We start from the raw sequence: 24,334 nt of genomic DNA, 5'->3' as shown, positions 1-24,334 counted from the left end.
GGTCTGACCCCAGCTCCACGCTAGCCGCACAGCTCACGCCTGCGGCTTTTTTACGTCTGTCAAACTACATCAATACGTATTGAGCGCCTTGGCGAACTTCACGATCCACAAGCGGCTAGGACGCTCGCGGTCGTCGCCGCGCGCCACGCGGATGGTGTTGGCCGCGTTGCAGCCGGCCGCGCTGCTTGTGACGATGGTGCCGTTGGCGTCGACCGTGCACTTCGTGACGTCGGCGCCATCGACTTCCACGCCGTTCGCGTCAAAGATCTTCGTCTTCAGGCCGAAGTCATTGTCGTTGGCCAGCGCGATGGTGGAGTCGTCGATCAGGGTCAGGCCTTCGGCCTTTTCCGCCGCCCAGCCGATGGCGTTCAAGTCCAGCAGCAGGGTTTTCTTCAGCGGCGTGACGGCCGCCCAGTCGGCGCCATTGACGGGGGCGCCGCCCATGCTGCTTTTCTCCAGGTCGGACGTCGTCGCGTTGAAGGCGGCGGCCGCAATGTCCGTGGCGCCTTTCAGTTCGACCAGCATCAGTTTATTGAATACCTTGCCCGACGGCGCGGCGCCCTGCTCGATGACGAGGAACTTGCCGCCGCCCAGCGCCACCATGTCGCCCAGCTTGGCGTTGCCCGTGCGGCCATCCTGGTAGTCGGCGGCATTGAGCGGATACGCATACATCTTGCCGTTGGTGCCCGTCACCGGGTCGAATTCGATCCAGCGCGTGAAGCGGGCGAAGCGCTCCACCTGCTCCGCCTTCTTCGTCACCGAATACATGGCCGTGCCATCGCTCAAGGGGCTTTGCAGGAAGGCGTACAGCTTGTCGTTGCTCGCATCGAGGGTCATGCCTTCCATGCCGCGGTTCGCGCGGCGCTTGGCAAACAGCGCCGGCAAGCCCTTGCCCGGCTCGTACTTGGCCTGGATCACGCCCGTGGCGGCATCGATCTTGACGATGAAGGGGCCGTATTCGTCCGATACCCACAGCGCGTTGCGCTTGGCATCGACGACGATGGCTTCCGAATCGAGACCGCCCGCGTTGAAGACAGCCTTGCTGGCGGCATCGAACTTCATCGCATCCATGACGGGAATCTCGGCCGAATTGCCGACCGCGCCCACGGGCACGGGCAAGCCCGAGCTGTTGACGGTGGCCGACACCTTGATCGGCGTGCTCGATGCCAGCACGGCGCCGTTCTTGCCCACCGTGATCACGCCAAACGACGGGGTAAAACTGGGCGACGGGAAGATCTTGCTGCCGATGGTGCCCTTGCCCGACGGGTCGGGCACCAGCGGGCCGTCGCCGTTCGGGCCGCGGTCCGTCAAGCCATAGAATTCCAGGTCGCCGGCCGCATTCTTGCCCTTGTAGGCCAGGCCCGAGCCGTACGACGGCAGGAAGCCGTTCGGGAATTCGCCCTTGATCTTGGCGTTTGCGCCCTCGTACGGCACGTAGAATTTATCGGCCGCCTGGATCTGGTAGCGCGTCACCGTCACTTTCACCTCACCGACCGGATTGGCCTGCGTCAGCGCCTCGTTGACGGGCGCGCCCGCTTTCGAAGCCAGGGTGTCTTCGAAATGCTCGCGCACGAGGGCGCGGCGCTCCGCATCGACCGTGCGGCCGGCGAATTTTGCGCCCACCGTTGCCAGATGCGCGGCCAGGGCCGTGTTGAAGGCTGCCGGGGCGGCGGCGAAGTCCAGGGTCTTGCCGGCCAGCGCCGCCTTCACTTCGGCCGTCAGCCTGATGCCGTTCGACGGATCGCTGTCGTCGTCGAGCAGTTGCAGCGCCAGCAGGCGGTTGACGACCTTGTCGTCCGCCACATTCGTGCTGGCCGCCAGCGCCAGCGGCGTGACGACGGCGCCGCACGGCGCCGAACCGAGGGCCAGGCCGCCCACGCTGAAGGCCACCGTCTCGCCCGGATTACACATGAATTCGCCCTTGGCATTGGTGCTGGCCTTGGCCGCGCTGCCGGCCACGTAATCGAGCCCTTCCACCGCGCCGTCGAGGAACACGCCCGTCTGCGCCACGGGCTTGGAAGGTTCCGCCGGCGGATTGTCGCTGCCGCCGCACGCGGCCAGGGTCAGGCCGGCGGCGATGGCCAGCAGGGTCAGTTTCGGGATCGACGTTACAGCAGTGTTCATGCATTCCTCGGCTAGGGTGGGATTGAAGCCGTGGAGAGTAACTGTTCAAAGTGACAAGGCAATGACAGCGGCTAGGCCTGTGGCATATCCGCCACGGGCCCGCCGATGCCGCCGAAGCGGCCATCGGCCTGGCGCCGGAACTCCTTCGGCGTGACGCCCTTCACCTGCAGGAAGCGGCGGTTGAAGTTGGCCACGTTCTGGAAGCCCACGTCGTAGCAGACGTTCGACACGTATTGGTCGGTATCCATCAGCAGCTGGCACGCCTTGTTGATGCGCAAACGGCTGATGAAATCCGTAAAACTGTTGCCCGTCGCCTTGCGGAAGAAGCGCGAGAATTTACTCAGCGACATGCCCACCTGCTCGGCCAGCATTTCCGCCGAAATCGGCTCGCGGTAATTCTCCGTGATGTAATTGAGGACGGAATTGACCTTGGCCAGGGTGGCATCGTCGTCGTACGAGCGCAGGGAGGCGCTCGACAGCAAGCGGTAGTTGGCCGTGCGCGCCAGTTTGCTCATCAGTTGCACGAATTCGGCGAAACGCTCGGCGCCATGCGTGGCGCGGATGCGCGCCAGGTGCCGCTCCGCTTCCGCGCCCATGTCGAAAAACTCCACGCCATAGCTGGAGCGTTCGAGCAGCGGCAACAGTTCGCGCAGTTCGGGGATGACGCGCGCGGCACCGGCCAGCGGCGCGTGGGCGAATTGCACGATCATGTCGCGCAAGGCCACGCCGCCTTCCGGCATCACGTTGGAAATCCAGTTGTGCGGCAGGCGCGGACCCGTCAGCACCAGGTGGCCGGGCGAGAACTCGCCGATATAGTCGCCCACGAACAAGCGCCCGCTGGTGGCAACGATCAGGTGCAGTTCATATTCCTCGTGACAGTGCCAGCGCACGCGCGAGCTGGGATAGCCATGTTCCAGGTAATTGATAATGCCGTCGTAGCTTTCGCGTTCCAGCTCGGGCGCCTTGCGCTCGCTGTCCTTGTGCCACAGGTGTTCCATGCTCGTCTCTCTCAGGCTGTCCCCGCCCGTGCCATCGAATGTACATCAAAAAGCTTCACTCGCCAAAACGGCCCAGCGCCTGCTGGCGAAACTCCTTCGGCGTCATGCCCTTCAATTCCAGGAAGCGCCGGTTGAAGTTGGCCACATTATTAAAACCCGCCTCGTAGCAGATGTTGCTGACGTAGCGCTCCGTCTCCATCAGCAGCTGGCACGCCTTGTTGATGCGCAGGCGGTTGACGAAGTCCGTGAAGCTGTTGCCCGTGGCGTGGCGAAAGAAGCGCGAAAACGTCCGCTCGGGCATGTCCACCTGCTCGGCCAGCTGTTTCAGCGAGAACTGGCTGCTGTAATTGTGCACGATGAAGTTGATGGCCGAACTGATGCGCGCCAAGGCCACGTCATCGTCGCTCGATTGCATGGGCACCGTCGACAGCAGCTGGTAGTCGCTGGTCTGCGCCAGTTCGCCCAGCAGGCTCAAAAATTCGATCAGGCGCGGCAAGCCGCTGCTGTCGCGGATGCGCCGGAAGCGCCGCAGCGACTGTTCGCTGACGCCAAAGAATTCCACGCCGTGCAGGGCGCGCTGCAGCAGCGGGAAAATATCCTTCAGTTCGGGCATGGCGGCCGCCATCGACGCCAGCGGCGCATGCGAAAACTGGATCACCATGTCGCGCAGGGCCACGCCTTCGGGCGGCGTGCCGAGCGAGACCCAGTTATGCGGCACGCGCGGCCCCGTCAGCACCAGGTGGCCGGGCGCGAACTGGCCGATATAGTCGCCGACAAAGACCTTGCCGCTCGTCGCCACGATCAGGTGCAGCTCGTACTCGTCGTGGTAATGCCAGCGCACCAGCGCATTCGGAAAGCCGTGCTCCAGGTAGCGGATGAAGCCGAAACTGCCTTTCGGCTCGAAGCCGGGCGTGGCGTCGCGCTGCTGTTCCACCTCCATCTGCGGTTGCGGATACTCGGCCTTGCGTTGCATGGCGCGCCCTCCCCCGTCAGGCGACGATCTGTTCCAGCGCCGCGCGCGCGCCCAGCCCATACAGGCTGGCCAGCGACTGCCCCACCGCCTGCGTGAAGGCGGGTGTGTCGGAAAGGTCGCCGAACAACTCGCGCAAGGACAGCAGCGCCGCGGCGTCCGCCCCGCCCTGCAGCGCCAGCGCGCGCAGGCGCGCCGCATACGGATCGCTCAAAGGCATTTCGCGCCCCTGCTCGTCGTGGCCTTCCAGGTAGCGGAACCAGCACGCCACGGTAAACGCCAGTAACTTGATGGCGCCGCCCCGGGCCAGCGCTTCGCGCACGGACGGCAGCACGAATTTCGGGATGCGCGCCGAACCTTCCGTGCCGATGCGCGCCAGCTGGTCGCGCACGGCCGGATTCGAGAAGCGCTCGATCAGGGTGTCTTTGTAGCTGTCCAGGTGTATGCCTTCCACTTCGTCCAGCAAGGGCGTGACCTCGTCATCCATCATGCGGCGCACGAGCGCGCGGATGCCAGGATCACCCATCGCTTCATGCGCAAACGTGTAACCGAGCTGCATGCCAATGTAGCACAGGGCCTGGTGGCTGGCATTGAGCAAGCGCAGCTTCATCTTTTCATACGGCAGCACGTCGTGCGTCATCTGCGCGCCCACCTGTTCCCAGGCCGGCCGGCCCTGCGGGAATTCGTCTTCGATGACCCACTGGCGGAACGGCTCGCACACGACGGGCCAGGCGTCGACGATGCCGAATGTCTCGCGCACGAGCGCCCGGTGTTCATCCGTGGTGGCCGGCGTGATGCGGTCGACCATGCTGTTGGGGAAGCTGCCATGCGTGGCCAGCCAGCGCGCCAGATCCACGTCGCGCAGGGCGACAAAGGCCAGCAGCATCTTGCGCGTCACGTCGCCATTGTTTTGCAGGTTATCGCAGGACATGATGGTAAACGGCGCCAGGCCCCGCTGGCGGCGCAGGGCCAGCGCCGCGGCCAGGTAGCCGAACGAGCAGCGCGGCGCCCCGGGGTGCGCCAGTTCGTACGCAATGTCGGCATGAGCGGCGTCAAACTCGCCCGTGCCCTGGTTCACGTAATAGCCGCCTTCCGTGATGGTCAGCGCGACGATGCGCGTGCCGGGGTCGGCCAGCTTATCCAGCACGGCTTGCGGCTCGTCGGGCGCATACAGGTATTCGCCGATGCAGCCGATGATGCGCGCGGCATCGCCGGCCGCGCTGCGTTCGACCACCGTGTACAGCCCGTCCTGCGCCCGCATGGCGTCGCGCATGGCCGCATCAGACGCCAGCAAGCCCACGCCGCAATATCCCCATTCTGCGTTGCCGGGCAAGGCCAGCAAGTCATCGAGGTACACGGCCTGGTGAGCGCGAAAAAAACCGCCCACGCCGATGTGCACGATGCCGGGCACCAGCGTCTCGCGCGCATACGCGGGCACGGCGACGTTCGCCGGCAGCTTGGCCAGGTTCGATTGCTTCAATGCGATGGCGTCCATTACAGCGCTCCTTTCGCCGCCGCGTAGGTCTTGCCGGCGCGGTCGAAATAGTGGACGAAGCCCGGCTCGAACGTCAAATGCGTCTGCTGGCCCGGCTGCAGGCTGCTGCGCTCCGCGCCGCGCGAGACCAGCTGCACATTGTTCGGCAGGCGCACATAGGTCAGGGTTTCCACGCCCAGGGACTCCACCAGGTCGACGGTGACGGGCACGCTGCCCGGCTGCGCCGCGCCCAGGTGCACGTGTTCGGGGCGGATGCCGACAAAACCGTCCGCCTGCGCCGCGCTGCCCGCCTGCGCCAGCAGCTGCGGCGCCGCATCGGCGGGCACCACGTTCATGCTGGGCGTGCCGATGAATTGCGCCACAAAACGGTTGGCGGGGCGGTCATACAATTCCAGTGGCGAGCCATGCTGCTCGATCTGCCCGTCGCGCAGCACCACCACGCGGTCGGCCAGGGTCATCGCCTCGACCTGGTCGTGCGTGACGTAGATGGTGGTGGCGCCCAGCTCGCGGTGCAGCTTGGCGATCTCGATGCGCGTCTGCACGCGCAGGGCCGCATCGAGGTTCGACAGCGGTTCGTCGAACAGGAACACTTTCGGGTCGCGCACGATGGCGCGGCCGATGGCCACGCGCTGGCGCTGCCCGCCCGACAATTCTTTGGGCGTGCGTTCCAGGTACTTCCCCAGGTCGAGGATGGCGGCCGCCTTGTCGACCTTTTCGCGGATGACGGCCGGATCGACGCCGGCCAGCTTCAGCGCGAACGACATGTTCTGGAACACTGTCATGTGCGGGTACAGCGCATACGACTGGAACACCATCGCCAGGTCGCGCTTCGATGACGGCAGATTCGTGATGTCGCGCCCGTCGAGCGACAGCTTGCCGCCGTCGATCGGTTCCAGGCCCGCGATCAGGCGCAGCAGGGTTGATTTACCGCAACCTGACGGACCCACGAAGACGACGAACTCGCCCTGCCGGATCTCCAGGTCGATGCCCTTGATGGCGCGGTGTTCGCCAAAGAATTTTTCAATATTGCTCAGTTGAAGATAAGCCATGATGTCATCCAATAGTGTTTACTTAACAGCGCCGAAGGTCATACCCTGGACCAGTTGTTTTTGGCAGAACCAGCCCAGCGCCATGATGGGCGCGATGGCCATCAGGGAAGCGGCCGACAATTTGGCCCAGAACAAGCCTTCCGGGCTCGAATACGAGGCGATGAGCCAGGCCAGAGTGCCCGCGTTGGACGCGCCCAGGTTCAGCGACCAGAACGATTCATTCCACGACCACACCATGCACACGAGGGCCGTGGAAGCGATGCCGCCCACGGACAGGGGCAGCACGACGTGGCGGAATTCGTCCCACACGGTGGCGCCATCCATGCGCGACGCTTCCAGGATTTCGCGCGGCAGCTCCTTCATGCTCGTGTACAGCAGCCAGATCATGATGGGCAGGTTCATCAGCATGAACATGATGGTCAGGCCGATGCGCGTGTCGAGCAGGCCGAAGTACTGGTAGCAGATATAGATCGGCATCAGGGCGCCCACGCCGGGCATGTAGCGCGAGCTGAGCATGAATTTCAGCAAGCCGATGGTGCCGCCCGTGGGAAAGAAAGCCATGGAATACGCGGCCGGGATGGCGATCAACAGGCCGATGGCCGTCGACACCACGCTGGTAAACAGCGAGTTCCACGCGTAGCCGAAGTAATTGTCGCGCGCCAGCACTTCGCGGAAGCTGTCCAGGGTCGGCGTGAAAAACAGCAGCGGCGGCGTGGAAATGGCTTGCCCTTCCGTCTTGAAGGCCATCAGGCCCAGCCAGAAGATGGGAAAGAACAGCAGCAGCGCGCACAGCCAGGCGGCGGCCGTGCGGCCATACAGATTGAGTTTGCTATGCATCAAGGTCTCCTTATTTCGACAGATTCTTGCCGATGACGCGCATCAGGAAGAAGGCGGCGATGTTGGCGATGAGCACGGCGAACAGGGCGCCGGCCGAGGCCGCTCCCACGTCATACGACAGCAGTGCCTGCTGATAGATCATGAAGGTGATGGTGGTCGTGTCGAAGCCGGGACCGCCGCCCGTGGTGGTAAAGATTTCCGCAAAGATCGACAGCAAGAAGATCATTTCGATCATCAGCACCACCGAGACGGCGCGTCCCAGGTGGGGAATGTAGAGGTAGCGCAACTGCTGCAGATACGTGGCGCCATCCATGCGCGCCGCTTCCAGCTGTTCCCGGTCCATCGATTGCAGCGCCGTCATGAAGATCAGGCAGGCAAACGGCAGCCATTGCCACGAAACCATCATGATGATGGAAAACAAGGGGTGGGCCGACAGCCAGTCGACGGGCGTGGCGCCAAAGAACAGGCTGATCTGCGCGAACAGGCCGTAGATCGGGTTGAGCAGCATGTTCTTCCACATCAGGGCATTGACGGCCGGCATGACGAGAAACGGCGAAATCAAGAGCACGCGCACGACGGCGCGCCCAGGGAATGCTTCATTGATCAGCAGCCCCAGTGCCGTGCCCAGCACCACGGTGATCAGCATGACGGAAAACAGCAGGGTAAACGTGTTCTGCAGGGCCGGCAGGAACGAGGCATCCGTAAAGAAAAAGTGGAAATTGGCCAGGCCATGGAAAGGATGGCCGCTGGGATCGAGCATCGAATAACGCACGAACGCGTAATACAGGGTGATCAATAAGGGGATCACGGAAATGACGGAGACGGCAAGCACGGCCGGCGTCAGCAAAGTCCGGGGAATAATGCGTTTCATAGGGTTCTCTTGAGACGTGAGGTATCTTTTAAACCCGCAAGGCCAAGATACCGGGGTCGGCCCCTGAGGGGGAATGCGGCCCAATGGGACGCATTCCGATCCGAGGGTCCGACCCCAGCTTTCGCCTTTCGGGTTACAACAGCATCACCTGTTTGCATACTACAAACCGCGCAGCAGGTTTGGCAGGCTATCCTCTTACTTGTAATAGCCGCCCTTGCGCATCTCACGTTCCGCCGTCTGCTGCGACAATTCCAGCGCCTGGTCCACCGTCACCTTGCCCAGCAACGCCGCCGCCATCTGCTGGCCGGCCGCCACGCCGATCACCTGGAATTCGGGAATCGACGCAAATTGCACGCCCACGTACGGCGATGGCGGCAAGGTGCTTTGCACGGCGCGCGTGGTGGCCAGAGCCTTGCCTTCGGCGGCGGCAAATTTCGCCGCTTTCTGGAACTCGGGGCTCGCATACGTCGACTTGCGCGTGCCGGTCGGCACGTTGGCCCAGCTCGTTTCCTTGGCAACCAGTTTCACGTAGTCAGGCGAGGTGGCCCAGTTGATGAAGCGCTGCGCCTCGTTCGGGTGCTTGGAACTCGATGGAATGGCCAGCGACCAGATCCACAGCCAGTTGGCGCCCCGCTCCGTCACGCCCACGGGCGACTGGGCGAACGCCACCTTGTCGGCCACCTTGCTTTGCTTGGGGTCGGTGATGAAGGAAGCGGCGATCGTCGCATCGATCCAGATGCCGCACTTGCCCTGGTTGAACAGCGCCAGGTTTTCATTGAAGCTGTTGGCAGCAGCGCCCGGCGGGCCATATTTCTTCATCAGGTCGACATACATGTTGACCGCGTCTTTCCACGGCTTGCTGGTAAATTGCGGCTTCCATTTCATGTCGAACAACTGGCCGCCATAGGAATTGGCCATGGTGGTGATCAGGGCCATGTTGTCGCCCCAGCCCGGCTTGCCGCGCAGGCAGATGCCGTACACGCCGTTGGCCGGATCGTGCAGCTTGGCCGCCACGTCGCGCAACTGGTTCCAGGAAGGACGGTCTTCGATCGCCACGCCGGCTTTTTTCACCAGGTCGCTGCGGTACATGATCATCGAGCTTTCGCCATAGAACGGCGACGCGTACAGCTTGCCGTCGCCGGAGAGGCCTTCGCGGATGGCCGGCAGCAAGTCGTCGATATCGTATTTGGCGTCCGGCTTGATGGGGATCAGCCAGTTTTTCTTGCCCCAGATGGGCGTTTCATACAGGCCGATGGTCATCACGTCGAACTGGCCGCCCTTGGTGGCGATATCCGTGGTCATGCGCTGGCGCAAGACCCCCTCTTCCAGGGTCACCCATTTGAGCTTGATGTCGGGATTGGCTTGCTCGAAGAACTTGCTGAGCTTTTGCATTTCGATCATGTGGCCGTTGTTGACGGTGGCGATGACGAGGTCGGTTGCGGCCGAGGCGGACGAGCTGAGGCAGAGCGCGCCGGCGAACAGCGCGGCAATGGCGGAACGTTTCATTGTGTGTCTCCAGTGTTTTTTGTCGTTGGCAATGCTCAGGTACTTAGCACCACGACCACAATGTAGCACCAGACTTTGATACTTTCTGATACTCCAAAACCGCAATTCGATACTCCTTTGCATGCCCACTATGCGCAAGAGTATCGACATTGGATAAAAACAACACTTTGAAAGAAAGTATCGTCACTTGTTCGTTTTGTATCAGGGTGGTTAAAAAAGCGCTGCTAGACTTGGTTTTCGGCATTAGACCGTGTGCGGTGAGAGCCTTCCGGGGCACCACCGCTACCACCTACATTTTTCTGGAGACCGCATGAACCGCACTGCATTGAAAACCTTGCCTGCCCTGCTCCTCGCCATCGCCAGCGCTTCCGCCATGGCCGACCCCATGTACCCATCCGACTCCGAAGGCTTCCACGGCTACCTGCGCGCCGGCGCCGGCAGCAATACGTCGGGCGACGGCGGCTCGCAAGGCTGCTTCGGCCTGGGCGGCAACACCATGAAATACCGTCTGGGCAATGAGTGCGACGCCTACACGGAATTCGGCTACACCAAGTCCGTCGCCAAGTCCGGCGGCGTGAACTACCTGGCCACGATCTGGGTCAACGCTTACGCGCCAAACTCGGATTTCGGCGACAACAAGCTGGGCATCGTCAAGGCCTACGTCGAAGCGCAGGGACTCGATTTCCTGAACGGCGGCACGGCCTGGATCGGTAAACGCTTCTACTACCGTCCTGACATCCACATGCTGGACTTGCAATATATCAACATGAACGGCACGGGCGCGGGCCTGGACCGCATTCCCGCTGGCCCCGGTAAATTCTCGTATGCCTTCTTCAAGGACAACGACGTCAAGGTCGCGTTGCCGAACGGCGGCGTCAACACCAAATCGGCCGTGCGCCAGAACTTCATCTTTGGCGAGATTCCCGTGAATGAAAACGGCACGCTGGACCTGGCCGCGACCTACATCATCGGCGAAGGCAAGGATGACGTCGACACTGGCAAGCGCAATAATGGCTGGCAGCTGTCGGCATTCCACCGTCAAGGTAAAGTGTTTGGCGGCGGCAATACCTTCGGCGTGCAGTACGGCGTCGGTCCCGGCACCGGCAAGGGCGCGCAGTTCGGCGCTTCGGGCGACACCAATTTCGGTTCGGACGTGAAACGCACGCGCATCTTCAATGACATGGCGATCCAGCCGATGGCCAACTTCGGCATGGAATTCGTCGCCCTGTGGCAAAAAGACGAGTCGAACGCCAACGGTTCCTCGACCTGGACCTCGGTCGGCGTGCGCCCTGTGTACGCATTCACCGACAACTTCAAGCTGGTGGGCGAACTGGGCACGGACCGCGTGACGCAAGCGGGCGGCCTGCCGGCCAAGCGGCTGACCAAGCTGACCATCGCGCCGACGATCTCGGCCGGTCCTGGCCTGTGGTCGCGTCCTGAACTGCGCGCTTTCGTGACCTACGGCAAATGGAACGATGCGGCCACCGCCTCGGTCAATGCGTCGAACAACGGCGGCCCGATCTACAACAACAATACCAGCGGCACCTCGTATGGTTTCCAGGTGGAAACCTGGTTCTAATACCTGGCTGCGGTAGAAACTAAAAAGGGCGGAACCGAGGTTCCGCCTTTTTACTTTACGGCATCAACAACTTTACGGCAGCGCCACCGGCAATTCCGGATACTCCTGCGTCAACGCATACTTGGTGCCGCCCACGGTGACCGTGTAGTTGGCCGGTCCCGAGATCGGCAAGCGGTAATTCAAGGTCAGCGCCACGGAGCCGCCCGGCGCCAGCGATTGCCAGGCGGGAATCGCAAAGCGGGCCCGGTTGTAGTTCTTCGTGAAGCCGCCGATATTGTTCGGCCCCGTGTAGCCGGCATTGATCACCGTCAAGCCGAAGCCGGACTGGTCGCTCATGTCCGAGGGCGCCGAGACGGGATAGTCAAACTCCACCACGGTGCCGCCCGGCAAGGTCGATGCCGTGTTGTTCTTCACCGTCATCACCGGATTGATGGGGAAGTTGTTGTCGCCCAGCTTCCAGCCGCCCAAGGTGATGCTGACATTGGCCGCCGTGCCCGGCATGGCGATTTCGGCGCGCTTGTTGCCATACACGCCAGCCGTGCGGAAAGCCTGGTACAGCACGTCCGTCAGGGTGGTGCCCATGAAATACTCGCCCTTGCCGCCGTTGCGCGTGGCATCCCATGCATAGTCGCCCGCCATTTCCCAGATCATTACGCCGCCGATATTGTTGTTGACGATGTACTGGGCCTTGGCCGCGATCGACTGCGTGGTTTCCGTGGAAATGAACACTTTCTTGGTCGCATTCCACAGCCACGGCGCCACCATGGTGCTGCTGTAATACGGCACATACGTGCCCACCAGCGCCTTGTCCGTAACTTTATAGGCGTCGAGGTAGCTTGGAACGATACCGTTCTGCAAGTTCAACGCATGCCAGATGGGGTTACCGCCGCCCGGCGTCGGTTTGCCCTGCGAATCGAGGTCGTACCACACGTTGTCGATGCCGGTGGCGCCCGTGCCGCACGTCTTGGTGCCGGCGCAGGTGACCGTGGAACTGATCAACGGCGTCGTGCCCCATAAGCCATTCGTGCCGCCCGTCACATCCTTCCAGCCCCGCGTGTAGAACGGCACGCCGATATTGATGCGCCCCGCCTGCATGGCACCCCGGTAGTAGCGATAGGCCCAGTCCGTGTTCAGGTAGCCGATGTTCTGGTACTGGTAGGCATTGCCGGCACGCAATTCGCCATCGTTGCCGTCGTCAAACAGCGCCGCGTTCGGTCCCACATACTGGTTCCACGCGCCGTGCAAGTCATACGACATCAGGCTGGCGTAATCGAGATATTTCAATCCCGACATGTTTTCCTCGCCCCGCAAGACCCAGCCCGAGGCGGAGCCGGCGATGGTCAGCAGATAGTATTTATTGTCCTGCACGGCCGCTTCATCGAGCTTCTGGCGCAGCACCTTCAGCAGCACGTTGTAGCTCGTCATCAGGCCCGCCAGGCGCGGTTTCGAGACGGCGAAGTCGTTCGGATTGCCCGCTTCATTGTTGGTGGTCGGATGTTCGTAATCGACATCGACGCCATCGAAGAAGTTGTACTGGCGCACGAAGGCCACCATGGAATCGGCCAGGGTATTGATGCCGGCCGTGTTCACGCTGCCGTCCGCGTTCGTCGTGGCCGTATAGAAGCCGCCGCTGCCGGCCCAGCCGCCCACGGAAATCATCAGTTTGACGCCCGGATACTTCTTCTTGTATTGCGCCAGCAAGTTGAAATGGCCCTTGTACGGCAAGGACGGGTCCATGGCGGCGGCAGGCACATTCGGCCACGTGAGGCCCGTATCGGGATTGGCCGCGCCGCTGCCGATGGCGATTTTTGAGGTCGCCGGATCGACGGAGGCAAACGCATAGTTCAAGTGGGTGATCTTGTCCCACGGCAAATTGTTCACCAGGTAAGTCGGGCTGCCATCGGCGCCCGTGCGCCAGCTGGCGAAATAGCCGACGATGCGCCGGTTCAAGCCATTGCCCAGCACTTCGCGGCCATTTGCGTCGTACACCTTGCAATAAGGCACATTCGGCACGGCCGAGATCAAGCCGTCCGGACGGCATGCCGTGGGGGTGGGGGTGGGCGTGGGCGTGGGCGTTGGCGTCGGCGTTGGCGTTGGCGTTGGCGTCGGCGTTGGCGTTGGCGTCGGCGTCGGGGTCGGGGTCGGGGTCGGGGTCGGGGTCGGGGTCGGGGTCGGGGTCGGGGTCGGCGTCGGCGTCGGAGTTGGCGTCGGTGTCGGCGTGTCCGTCACGGCCCATGGGCCCCAGGTGTCGGTGGCGCTGGGGACATTGCCCTGCGTCCACCACTTGGCCTTGTAGGTGACGCCCTGGTACAGCACGCACTGGCCGCCCGTGTAGACGGTGGCGGCATCCCAGACGGCGCACGCTTCCGCGGCGGCCAGCAAGGTGTTGGGCGTGGCGGTCGTGCCTTCCTGGCCGCCGCCGCAAGCGACGAGCACGCCGCTGAGCAGGGCCATCAATAATGCATTCGATTTCATGTTGTATTGGTCTCCGTTATGGTTGTACAGGTTGTACGTTGTGAGCTGTTGCAGGCCCCTGAAGGGGCTCTTGTCAACTGTTATCCCTGGCCGGCTATTCCTGCATTTACTGCTACTGCAACTTCACATTCCAGTTGGCTTCCACGCATTTCACGTAGTTTCCGGCCAGCAAGGCGCTGTACGGGGTTTGGTAACTGACCAGCTGGCATTGGTTCTCGCCACCCGCGCTCCAGTTCTTTTCCCAATAGATGTTGTAGGCAGCGGAACTGGCCGGGGTGAAGCGCTGCATGTTGGCGCAAGACAATTGTTCGCCGGAATAATCCCAGCCCATGTCGGCGGCAAATTGCTTGTAGTAATCGATACGGTTTTGCGCGGCCTGCTTTTCCGTGCCCTGCCCGCATTCGGCATTGATGATCATGATGGTGGTGGCAAAGTTATTGCCCGCGCCAGCCGTCGTATCGGCCGCGTTCGGCACCCACGTACCGTCGAGCACGTGCAGCATCGACGGTTTCGGCGGTTGCGGATAGACAAAGAAGAACGTGGCCGACGCCAGGTTCAGCCACGTCGAGGCCACCAGGTCCGGATTTTTCAGCAGCACGGATTGATCGCCGTCATGCATGGCTTGCGAAAACGGCCCATAGTTGTAGTTGTACGACAGCTGCTTGGCGCCGCGTCCAAAGTACTTCTTGAAGCTGCCGTCGGCATTCTTGCCGCAGGTCCACACCTTGTTGAAGACGGGATCGGCGCACTCGATGTTGTAGCCGCAGCCGGCGCCCGTTTCGTCGCAGCCCAGCTCGCGCAAATATTTCAAGCCCTGGCGCCATTGCGGCAGCGGGCTGCTGGCGTTGTGGTCGCCCGTTTCCTGCCCGAAGTGGGCAAACATGGTCGCCAGGCTGTGGCGGCAGATGGCGTCCGCATTGCGCCCGTCGCTGTAGTCGTCGCACACGGCGGGGAACTTGGCCACGGCTTGCAGGAAACGTTGATACGTGTAGCTGGCGTCGCGCGCGGCAAAATAGTAATCCCACTTCGCCGCCGGCAGCAGGCGCTCGACGCGCTTGACGTTGAGCGGATTGCCGGCCAGGCCAGGCTGCACGGCTTCGACGGCCGCATTGCCCAGGGTACGGATCGAGGCCTTGACCTTGCGGAAGAAATCGTTGTTCGTCAGCGCCGCCTCGTTCGCTTCGGCCTGGGCCTTGGTGGGAATGCCGGGCGTAGGTGTCGGTGTCGGTGTTGGCGTCGGGGTCGGGGTCGGTGTCGGGGTTGGCGTCGGGGTCGGTGTCGGGGTTGGCGTGGTGCTATCGAGGCTCCACGGTCCCCACTGGTCGTTGTTCGGCGCCGTGCCCTGCACCCACCATTTGGCCCGGTACACCTTGCCGTCGTAGACGGCGCACTGGCCCGCCGTGTAGACGGCAGCGGCGCTCCAGGCCGCGCAACTGTCGCTGGCGGCCGTGGCGGCCAGCAGGGTCGATGGGGGTTCGGTGGTGGAATTGCCGCCGCAAGCGAGCAGCGCGCTGCCCAGCAGGCCAGCCATCAAAGGCGAGGCCAGCCGGCTAATTTGCCGTGTCTTCACAATGTCTCCTGAACGTTATACGAAAACTATCGAAGTAGCTTTTTATGTTGTACGTAAAGAAAGCACAGCGAAGCGTCGGCTTTCTGCACAGAGAATGCGACGCTAAAAATTGGTAGTCAAGTGGTTTTATATAACGGTGTTTTTTACAATACCAGTGATGGCGATCGCTGCGCTGGCAAGCGATGCAATGGCGAATGGCGGAAGTAAAAAAAAGCCCGCTGCATGATGGCAGCGGGCAATACCGCGCAGGACGGGTGGCGGCAAGTGGTATTAAGGGTTGCCGCGCGTCTCGGACGAACTTATCTGTTCAGCACGTACTTCGCCAGGGTCGCCGCATCGGCTGCACTGAGCTGGCTGAACGGCGGCATGGGCACGGGGCCCCATTTGCCGGCGCCGCCACTGCGAATGTTGGCAGCCACGGCGGCGATGCCGTCCTTGCCCTTGTACCTGGCCGCCACTTCCGCAAAGCCGGGGCCGACCACTTTCTGGTCGAGGGCGTGGCAAGCCATGCAGCCGTTCGCCGCCAGCAAGCTTTTGACATCCTTGCCGCCGGCGGCCGGGACGGCGGCTGCCACGGGTTTGGCGATGGCCGCGCCCGCAGCTGCGGCGCCCCGCTCCGCTCCATAGGTTTTCACCAGGTAATCGACCATGGCCGGCATGTCCGCATCGTCAAACTGGGCGCCGAACGGCTTTTTCATCTTCTTGACGGTCGCTTCCCAGTAGGCGCGCGGCGAGGCGGGCGGCTGGGTCGATGCGTACTGGGCCGCATGGCACGTCATGCAATTGCGCTGCACCAACTGGTAGCCAGGCAACTCACTGGGTTTATAGGTCGCCGTTTCCGGCGGCAAGTGAATGTCCAGCGCGCACGCGCCGCCCGCCGCCGACAGTGCCAGCGCGGCAAGTAATATCTTCATATGGTTCTCCTCAGACTGCCTGGATGCGCGTGGTTTCCACCACATTGCGCATGTAACCCATGGGATTCCACAGGGCTTTCATGGGCTGGCTCTGGCCGATGCGGTTGACGGCGCGCACCATCAGCACATGCTTTCCCTTGCGCGGCGCCTTCATGACCATCGTCCACTCGCGGAAGGAAAAGCGTCCCAGGTCCTTGCCCAGCCTGGCTTCCTGCCAGGTCTGGCCGCCGTCCACCGACACGGTCACCTCGCTGATGCCCTGGCCGCCATCGAAGGCGATGCCGCGCAGGGCCAGGTCGCGTCCCGCCTTCACTTGCACGCCATCTTGCACGCTGGTAATGAAGGAGCGCACGTTGAGGCGGCTGATCGGCGTCGTCTTGCCCACGGGCGTGCCCGGCTCGATGAAGCCGGAACCATTGTCGGGAATGCGGTAGCCCGTGCTCATCCAGAAGCCGTCGAACGGTTTGTCCAGCACGGTGATGTCGCTCAAGTGCTTGACCCAGTAGGTGCCGTAATAGCCGGGTACGATCAGGCGCAGCGGATAGCCGTTCAGGAAAGGAATGTCCTCGCCATTCATGGCCCAGGCCAGCAGCACGTCGCCGGCCATGATGTGCTCGACGGACAAGGCTTTCTGGAAGTCGGGGCCGTCGCCCACGGGCGGCGTTTCCAGGCCATTGAAGGCCACTTGCACGGCATTGGCCGCGATGCCGGCCTTTTCCAGCACGGTTTTCAGGGGGACGCCCGTCCAGCGGGCATTGCCCATGGCGCCATTGCCCAGCTGTCCGCCATTCGCACGCGGAGCAAAGAAGCCGCGGCTGTTGCCCGAACATTGCGTCACGGCCACCACGTCGACGGGCTCGGCCAGCTGTTTCAGTTCCGCCAGCGACAGTTCCAAGGGCGTCTTGACGAGGCCGGCGATGCGCAGCCGGTAGCTGCCGCCGTCTATGCTGGTGGGCAAGCCGCTCCAGTGGTAGCGCACGAAGAACGCGTCGTTGGGCGTGATGGCCCCCTCGTTGAACACGCCGAACGGCGTTTCCAGCTGGGGCGGGCGGCTGGTCAGCAGGATCAGCGGGCGCTTTTGCGGAAAGGCCACCAGTTCGCGCTCGCCGTTTTCAAACGGCAAGGTGACAGAGGCAGCCAGGGCTGCCCCAGGCCCCGCCACGGCGGCGCCCAGGGCGGCCGTCGTGCGCAGGAAGCGGCGCCGGCTGGCGGGCAACAAGATCGTGTCAGACATGTTTGAGCTCCACTTTGGTGTCGGCCGCTTCGCCGCCGTTGCGGTCGTCGTTGACGAGCTTCTTGATGTAGTACATGACGCTCAGGATGACCACGCTCAACAGGCCGAACCAGAACGACACGCGCTGCTCCGTATCGGACGACACGCTCATGGCCCCCAGGATCACCAGCATGGCGATGATGGTGAAATACGTAAGATAGGGGAAAAGCCACATGCGCACCTTGATGCGTTCCGGGCATTCGCGTTCCAGGCGGCGGCGCAGGCGCAATTGAGATATCGCAATGAGCAGGTACACGAACAGGATCAGAATGCCGTAGGAGTTGACGATGAAGGGGAACACGAGGTCGGCCGACACATACGAGACGGCAATGGCGAAGTAGGCGAACAAGGTGCTGAACAAAATGGCGCGGATCGGCACGCCGTTCTTGCTCAGCTTGACCAGGCCCGTGGGGGCATCGCCGCGGCGCGTCAGCGCAAAGATCATGCGCGACGAGGCGTACAGGCTGGAATTGAGGGCCGACAGCACGGCCGTCAAAATGATGGCGTTCATGATGTGGGCCGCGTACGGGATGTTCATGACGGTCAGTGCGCTGACGAAAGGCGTGGCGATGGCCGGCGAATCCCAGGGCACGATGCAGACGACGACAAACATGGAGCCCACATAAAACATCAGCACGCGCGTGATGACGGAATTGGTGGCGCGGGCGATGGCCTTGGCCGGATCCGACGTTTCGGCGGCGGCGATGGTGACGATTTCGGCGCCCGAATAAAAGGCCGTGGCGGCGACGGCGCCGCTCAGTACGGGGCCCCAGCCATGCGGCATGAAGCCGCCGTTGCTGGTCAAAAAGCCCAGGCTTGGGATGCTGTTAGGCAAGCTGCCCGTGAGGAACAAGGCGCCGACGAACAGGAAGACGATGATGGCGACCACCTTGATCGAAGCGAACCAGAACTCGAATTCGCCGAACGCCTTCACGGAGAACAGGTTCAGGATGGTCATCGACACGAGCAGCACCAGGCTGATCGACCACGACGGCACGTCGGGCAGCCAGAAGTTGACCAATTTCGCACCGGCGATGGCTTCCAGGGCCACGACGACGACCCAGAAATACCAATACATCCAGCCGCTCATGAAGCCGAGGAATTTCGACACTTTCGGCTTGTCGTCGAAGGCCAGGCGCGCATATTCGTAAAAGGAGCCGACCACGGGCAGGGATGAGGCCAGCTCGCCCAGCATGCGCATGATCAGGACGACGAGGCCGCCCGTGAGCAGGAAGGAAAGGATGGCGGCCGGGCCGGCGGCCTTGGCGATGACGCCGCTGCCGACAAAGAGGCCGGCGCCGATCACGCCGCCGATGGCGATCATGCTCATGTGGCGTTGCTTGAGCGAGTGCTGCAAGCCGGTACTGTTATGCGATTCGCTAATCATGTTTTGTCTCCTGAAAATCTCTGAAGCTCGGTGCGCCCTGCCTGCTGCGGCTTGCTCTTGCCGCGCGGCTTTGTTTTATTTAGGCAACACCGTCAAGCAGCATCGATACATCGTGTGAATCAGTCTGGTTGGCCGCATTCCATAAGTCAATCTGGAAATGCAGCGGCCCGGCGCGGCGCCCAAGGGGCAAGCGCGCTGGAGGGTAAGTACGGCTTATTGCGGATTAAAAAAAGGGAGCGGCGGCAACACTTGTGGCGTGCGCGCCACTCCCGGGAACGTCTTACACCTTGCCCTTCCATGGCACGAGGGTACGTTCGAGGTAGCGCATCATCAAATCAAACAGGAAAGCGAAGAAGCCGATCACGATAATGCCCATGATCACCACGTCGCTGGCCAGGAACTCGGAAGCGCTGAGCACCATGTAGCCGAGGCCGCGCGTGGCCGCCACCATCTCGCCCGCCACCAGGGTGGTCCAGCCCACGCCGATGCCGATGCGCATGCCGGTGAGGATTTCCGGAATCGCTGCGCGCAAAATCACGTGCACGATGACCTGGAAACGGGTAGCGCCCATCGAGTAGGCCGCGTGGATTTGCTCCAATGAAACAGAGCTGACGCCGGCGCGGGCCGCGATGGCCATCGGCGCGAAGATGGCCAGGAAGATCAGGTAGACCTTCGAGAATTCGCCGATGCCGAACCAGATGATGACCAGTGGCAAGTACGCGAGGGGCGGCAGCGGACGGTAGAACTCGATCAAGGGGTCGAAGATGCCCCGTGCCACGCGGTTGACGCCCATCATCACGCCGACGGGAATGGCAAACAGGCAAGCCAGGCCGAAGGCGCCGAACACGCGCACCAGGCTGGCGACCGTGTGTTCCCACAGGGTGGCGCCGCCGAAGCCGGTCGTGGCCGCCATGATGAATTTTTCATACACGGCTTGCGGCGAAGGTAAAAACAAGGGTTTTACCATGCCGCTGGCCGTCACGCCAAACCACAGCAAGAGCACGGCGATGACGGTGACGGTGGCGATGCGGCTGGAATTGCCCTGCCCCGGCGCGCCGAACGCTTCGCCGGGCATGGCGCAACGGGGAGCGAACAGGCGGCCAAAGAAGCCGGCGCGCTTGGCGTTGGTGGGAGGAAATCCCACGGCGGATGGGCTATGCATGGGACACCTCCAGCTCTTTGTTGACTGCGCGCTCGTCGCCATAAATGATGTTAAGCACTGTTTCGCGCATCTTGATGAAGTCCGGGCTCGATTTCACGGCGCGCGCATCGCGGCATTCTAGGAAGCGCTTGTTGAAATCGAGTTCATACGTGTGCGTGATGCGGCCCGGACGGGGCGACATGACGATCAGCCGGTTCGCCAGGAACAGCGCCTCGTCGACGCTGTGGGTAATGAAGAAGAACATGGTGCTGGACTTGGCCCAGATATCGAGCAGCAATTCCTGGATGGTTTCGCGCGTCAGCGCGTCGAGCGCCGCCATCGGTTCATCCATCAGCAGCATGGCGGGATTGCTGGTCAGGGCGCGGGCGATGCCCACCCTTTGCTGCATGCCGCCCGACAACTGGTAGATCATATTGTCGTGAAAGTCCTTCAAGCCGACGAGCGCCAGGTTTTTCGCCGCCTGTTCGCGCCGCACGGCTTTCGGCACGCCTTGCAGCTTGAGGCCGAATTCCACGTTTTCCATCACGTTCAGCCATGGCAGCAAGGCATGTTTCTGGAACACGACGCCACGGTCGGCACCCGGCCCTTCCACTTTATTGTCCCCGAGCATGATTTCACCCTTGGACGGGGCGATAAAGCCTGCCATCAGGCTCAGCAAGGTAGTCTTGCCGCAGCCCGAGGCGCCCAGCGCGACGACAAAGTCGCCGCTATTGATGGTGAGATTGATATTATTTAAGGCATGTACGCGTTCACCGGCCGTCTTGCCCGGATAAATCACGCTGACATCCTTGACGTACAGATTTTCCATCGTGTCCCCACAGTTCTGTTCAACGCATTCTGTTCAGTCGACGCGCCCACAGGCGCGCCATCGCACAACGTTTACTTCAGCAGGCCGGCGGCCTGTGCATACCTGGGTGTCACATATTTGGCGTAGTCGCTTGCCAGGGTGTCGATCTTGCCTTCGCCCTTCAAAAATTGCGCCGTAGCCAGCAAGGCTTGCGCCACGCCACCCTTCGCGCCGCCACCGAGCCAGGCCGGCGACGCCTGTTCCTGCAAGGATGGATAGGCGTACAGGGCCACGGAAGCGGCCACGTCCTTGGCAGCCGCGCCCGAATGCTTGACGTTGGCTTTCACTTGCGGCGAATCAATGGTCCACGCCTTCGGATTGGCGCGGTAGTCGGCGTCGGCAGCGGCCATCACCTTGACGAACTTGGCCATGAAGTCCGCATTCGCCTCGCCCCAGGCGCGTTCGACGGCCATGCCGTCAAACGTGGCCTTGCCCTTCTTGCTCAGTTCTCCGGAAGTGACGAGCACCTTGCCGTTTTGCTTGAGTTTGCTCAAGGCCGGGTCCCACACGAAGGCCGCGTCGATGTCGCCCCGCTCCCAGGCGGCGGCGATCTGGTTCGGCTGCATGTTCAGCAATTTCACTTCCGTGGGCTTGATGCCCCACGTTTCCAGCGCAAACATGGTGTGGAAGTGCGTGGTGGAAACGAATGGCACGGCAATCTTCTTGCCGCGCAAGTCCGTGGGCTTGGTGATGCCGGCGCCATTGCGGGCCACCATCGCTTCGGCTTCGTTGATGTCGTCGATGATCCAGAACAGCTGCAGGTCGACGCCGCGGCTGACGGCCGCCGTCAGGGGGCTCGAACCGATGACGCCGATCTGCACGTCGCCGGACGCCATGCCGGTAGCCACCTTGGCGCCCGAATCGAATTTGCGCCAGTTGATTTTATAGCCGGTGGTCTTTTCCACTTCGCCGCTGGCAATCGCCACCAGGAAGGGACCGTTGATTTCCTGGTAGGCAATCGTCACTTCCTTGCCTTGCGCGAAGGCCGTGCCGCTGGAAGCGGCTACGACACCCAGCACCAGGGTGCCGAGGACGGCGCGGCGCATCGTTGAAAATACCGTGTTTTTGCTCGTGTATGTGTTCATGTCTCACTCCAAGTTATTGTTATGTGTGAACGTGCGGGCAATCTCATCCCTTGCGGGAGGCGCCGCTGGTTGCTCTATGTCAACTCATGCGGCGGCTTAGTACGGCTACTGCGATTACTATTTAAAAAACTTCATCCTTCAAGTGATACCAGCGGTACAGGAAGCGCTGGCCCAGGCGGCGGAATGGGGCAAACGCTTGCGATTCGACCAGTTCCATCATGTTGGGATACGGCAATTTCGAATTGAAGATCGGCAAGCCCGTGTCGCTGGCCTTGCCGGCGATGCGTTCGGCCATGCGCCGGCCCGCCTGCGCCGAATACATGACGCCGTTGCCGCCGTAACCGAGCGAATAGAAAATCGATTGCTTGGGGTCCGGTTGCACGATGCGCGGCATCATGTCGTGGCTGACGTCGACCCAGCCCCACCACGAGTAATCGATGGGAATACCGGTCAGCGCGGGGAACTTGCGGTGCAGGTCATTGATCAAAAACTGTTTGTACTTGTCGTCCGGCGCGTCGGCGCCCGTGATGGCGCTGCGGCTGCCGATCTGCACGCGGTTGTCCGGCATCAAACGGTAATAATGGCGCAGGATGCGCGTATCCGTGATCACCTGGTGGGTGCGGAAGTTGCACGCCGCGATTTCCGCCGGGGTCAACGGGCGCGTGACGAGCGAGTTCGACAGAATCGGCAGCAAGCGGTTCTTCACTTGCGGATGCAGGTGCGGCGAGGTGTAGCCGCCCGTGGCCACGGCCACGGAACGGGCACGCACCACGCCGCCCGGCGTTTGCAGATAATGCACGCCATTGCGCGTTTCCCAGCCCATCACGGGGCTGGACGGATGCACCCTGGCGCCCAGCGCGCGCGCCTTGCGCAGGTAGCCGAAGGCCAGCTTGCCCGCGTGAATGCCGATGCCTTCCGGCTCGTGCAGGGCGCCCGCCGCTTCCTTGTCGTCGACGAATTCGCGCTTGACGGTGTCGGCGTCGAGGATGCGCGCGTCGTACTTGAAGATCTCGCGCATGACCTTGGCTTCTTTTTCCAGCGCGGGCATGGCTTTCGCCTTGTGGGCGATATACAGGTGGCCGCCCGGCTGCGGGTCGCAATCGATGTCGGCCGTAATCTTCTTGAACGTTTCCATCGCGTCGCACACTTCCGCGTGCAGTTTCAGGGCCGTGTCCATGCCGTAACGGGCGATCCACTGCGAGCGCTTCAGGCGGCCCGTCGTGCATTGCGCCTGGCCGCCGTTGCGCGTGCTGCAGCCCCAGCTGACCCGGTTCGCTTCCAGCACGGTGGCCTTGATGCCGTGTTCCTGGGCAAGAAAGATGGCGCAGGAGAGACCGGTAAAACCCGAGCCGATGATGGCCACGTCGACGTCGATGTCATGCGTGATGGGGCCGTCGTCGGCGGGCGGTTCGCCGGCCGTGCCGATCCAGTAGGTGGGCGCGTAGGCATTGCCGTGGCCGGGGCGCTGGGCCACCAGCGGATCGAAGGCGGGATCGTAGGGCGTGCGGGCGGCGGTGCTGTTGCCCAGTACGTCAGATGGGGTGTCGACAGGTTTGTTCATGATCATTCCCGGTGAACGTACTGGCTCAAGCTTTGACGACGGGTGGGCGATCCTTACGGAAGGCGTTCTTCACGGCAATCTTGCCGTCGCGGAAGGTGAAGATATCGACCATGCGCGCTTCGATGCGCGTGCCGTCCGCCTTGGTGCCGGCAAAGGTCGACTCCGTCACGCCGCGCTGGCCGCTGACGAAATGTTCCGGGTTGAGCCAGGCGGCATCGGGAAAGGTTTGCCAGGCCAGCTCGAAACCGGCGCGCACGGCGTCGCGGCCGACAAAACTCTTGCCCAGCAAGTCAGGGCCGGCGACGGCGTGGAATTCGCAGTCGTCGGCCATGGCGGCCATCAGGGCCTCGATATCGTGGCGGTTCCAGGCATCGCCGAACGCTTGCAGGAAGTCGATGGTGACGGCGTCGGTGTGCGGTACAGGGTGGTTCATGGTGGTCTCCGTAAATCGTTTTTGATACGCTACGTTCCGTTTTTTGTCTTTTATTGAATTTAAGCCTTAAGCATGGCCTTGTCAAATCAAATAATCCAAAAAACGGGACGCCTTGTATTCTTTAATGAAATTATGATGTTTCCGTGACAATCTGTGAGAATTTGGTCACAACACCAAAGTCGCAAATTCCGGGGTCAG

Annotated in this window: 19 protein-coding genes; 1 reads left to right on the top strand and 18 read right to left on the bottom strand. The window is 62.2% G+C overall.

Features of this window, described 5'->3' with window-relative positions; all coding sequences use genetic code 11:
- Positions 1–69: 69 nt before the first annotated feature.
- The 8 genes from BZG29_RS10180 to BZG29_RS10145 form a co-directional block, all read right to left on the bottom strand.
- Positions 70–2,124 carry an esterase-like activity of phytase family protein gene (locus BZG29_RS10180; protein ID WP_077401908.1) on the bottom strand — a complete coding sequence of 685 codons (2,055 nt, stop codon included), beginning with the start codon at positions 2,122–2,124 and terminating at the stop codon, positions 70–72.
- Positions 2,125–2,195: 71 nt separating this feature from the next.
- A complete protein-coding gene (locus BZG29_RS10175; protein ID WP_077401905.1) occupies positions 2,196–3,122 on the bottom strand; it encodes an AraC family transcriptional regulator in 927 nt (308 codons plus the stop codon).
- A 55-nt stretch (positions 3,123–3,177) separates the two neighbouring features.
- Positions 3,178–4,095: an AraC family transcriptional regulator gene (locus tag BZG29_RS10170; RefSeq protein ID WP_077401902.1), complete on the bottom strand. Its 918-nt coding sequence runs from the start codon at positions 4,093–4,095 to the stop codon at positions 3,178–3,180.
- Between the two features lie 16 nt (positions 4,096–4,111).
- Entirely contained in the window at positions 4,112–5,587 is a 1,476-nt protein-coding gene (locus tag BZG29_RS10165; protein WP_077401899.1) for a mannitol dehydrogenase family protein, read from the bottom strand.
- Positions 5,587–6,636, bottom strand: a complete 1,050-nt coding sequence (locus BZG29_RS10160) for an ABC transporter ATP-binding protein (RefSeq protein ID WP_077409046.1) — start codon at positions 6,634–6,636, stop codon at positions 5,587–5,589. Before BZG29_RS10160 ends, BZG29_RS10165 begins: the two co-directional genes overlap by 1 nt.
- An 18-nt stretch (positions 6,637–6,654) precedes the next feature.
- Positions 6,655–7,473 carry a carbohydrate ABC transporter permease gene (locus BZG29_RS10155; protein WP_070219870.1) on the bottom strand — a complete coding sequence of 273 codons (819 nt, stop codon included), beginning with the start codon at positions 7,471–7,473 and terminating at the stop codon, positions 6,655–6,657.
- A gap of 10 nt (positions 7,474–7,483) precedes the next feature.
- Positions 7,484–8,344 carry a carbohydrate ABC transporter permease gene (locus BZG29_RS10150; protein WP_077401895.1) on the bottom strand — a complete coding sequence of 287 codons (861 nt, stop codon included), beginning with the start codon at positions 8,342–8,344 and terminating at the stop codon, positions 7,484–7,486.
- Positions 8,345–8,539: 195 nt separating this feature from the next.
- Positions 8,540–9,850: a sugar ABC transporter substrate-binding protein gene (locus BZG29_RS10145; protein WP_077401892.1), complete on the bottom strand. Its 1,311-nt coding sequence runs from the start codon at positions 9,848–9,850 to the stop codon at positions 8,540–8,542.
- A gap of 310 nt (positions 9,851–10,160) precedes the next feature.
- Between BZG29_RS10145 and BZG29_RS10140 the strand changes: the two genes are divergently transcribed.
- Positions 10,161–11,429, top strand: coding sequence for a carbohydrate porin (locus tag BZG29_RS10140; RefSeq protein WP_077401889.1), 1,269 nt, complete (start codon positions 10,161–10,163; stop codon positions 11,427–11,429).
- Between the two features lie 72 nt (positions 11,430–11,501).
- Here BZG29_RS10140 and BZG29_RS10135 read toward each other — a convergent pair whose 3' ends face one another.
- The 10 genes from BZG29_RS10135 to BZG29_RS10090 form a co-directional block, all read right to left on the bottom strand.
- Entirely contained in the window at positions 11,502–13,904 is a 2,403-nt protein-coding gene (locus tag BZG29_RS10135; protein ID WP_077401885.1) for a glycosyl hydrolase family 18 protein, read from the bottom strand.
- Between the two features lie 112 nt (positions 13,905–14,016).
- Entirely contained in the window at positions 14,017–15,474 is a 1,458-nt protein-coding gene (locus BZG29_RS10130; protein WP_253192847.1) for a glycoside hydrolase family 19 protein, read from the bottom strand.
- A 299-nt stretch (positions 15,475–15,773) separates the two neighbouring features.
- On the bottom strand, positions 15,774–16,388 hold the full coding sequence (locus tag BZG29_RS10125; protein ID WP_253192846.1) for a c-type cytochrome: 615 nt from the start codon (positions 16,386–16,388) through the stop codon (positions 15,774–15,776).
- Positions 16,389–16,398: 10 nt separating this feature from the next.
- Positions 16,399–17,622 (bottom strand): molybdopterin-dependent oxidoreductase, encoded by a 1,224-nt coding sequence (locus BZG29_RS10120; protein WP_077401876.1) that lies wholly within the window; start codon positions 17,620–17,622, stop codon positions 16,399–16,401.
- Positions 17,615–19,048, bottom strand: coding sequence for an amino acid permease (locus tag BZG29_RS10115; protein ID WP_077401873.1), 1,434 nt, complete (start codon positions 19,046–19,048; stop codon positions 17,615–17,617). The genes BZG29_RS10120 and BZG29_RS10115 overlap by 8 nt, the downstream gene beginning before the upstream one ends.
- 280 nt (positions 19,049–19,328) lie before the next feature.
- On the bottom strand, positions 19,329–20,123 hold the full coding sequence (locus tag BZG29_RS10110) for an ABC transporter permease subunit (RefSeq protein WP_058049276.1): 795 nt from the start codon (positions 20,121–20,123) through the stop codon (positions 19,329–19,331).
- Positions 20,124–20,202: 79 nt separating this feature from the next.
- The gene (locus BZG29_RS10105) at positions 20,203–21,018 is read right to left on the bottom strand and encodes a taurine ABC transporter ATP-binding protein (protein WP_070219220.1); all 816 of its coding nucleotides are present in this window, start codon (positions 21,016–21,018) and stop codon (positions 20,203–20,205) included.
- A gap of 71 nt (positions 21,019–21,089) precedes the next feature.
- Complete coding sequence (tauA, locus tag BZG29_RS10100) at positions 21,090–22,103, bottom strand: taurine ABC transporter substrate-binding protein (RefSeq protein WP_150131103.1); 1,014 nt, start codon at positions 22,101–22,103, stop codon at positions 21,090–21,092.
- A gap of 160 nt (positions 22,104–22,263) precedes the next feature.
- Positions 22,264–23,703 carry an FAD-dependent oxidoreductase gene (locus tag BZG29_RS10095; protein ID WP_077409045.1) on the bottom strand — a complete coding sequence of 480 codons (1,440 nt, stop codon included), beginning with the start codon at positions 23,701–23,703 and terminating at the stop codon, positions 22,264–22,266.
- A gap of 25 nt (positions 23,704–23,728) precedes the next feature.
- Positions 23,729–24,136 (bottom strand): nuclear transport factor 2 family protein, encoded by a 408-nt coding sequence (locus tag BZG29_RS10090; protein WP_070290384.1) that lies wholly within the window; start codon positions 24,134–24,136, stop codon positions 23,729–23,731.
- Positions 24,137–24,334: the final 198 nt, after the last annotated feature.

Origin of the sequence: Janthinobacterium sp. LM6, assembly GCF_002002885.1 — a bacterium.
Taxonomy (GTDB): Bacteria; Pseudomonadota; Gammaproteobacteria; order Burkholderiales; family Burkholderiaceae_D; genus Janthinobacterium; species Janthinobacterium kumbetense.
This window is presented reverse-complemented; position numbering and strand designations above follow the sequence as displayed.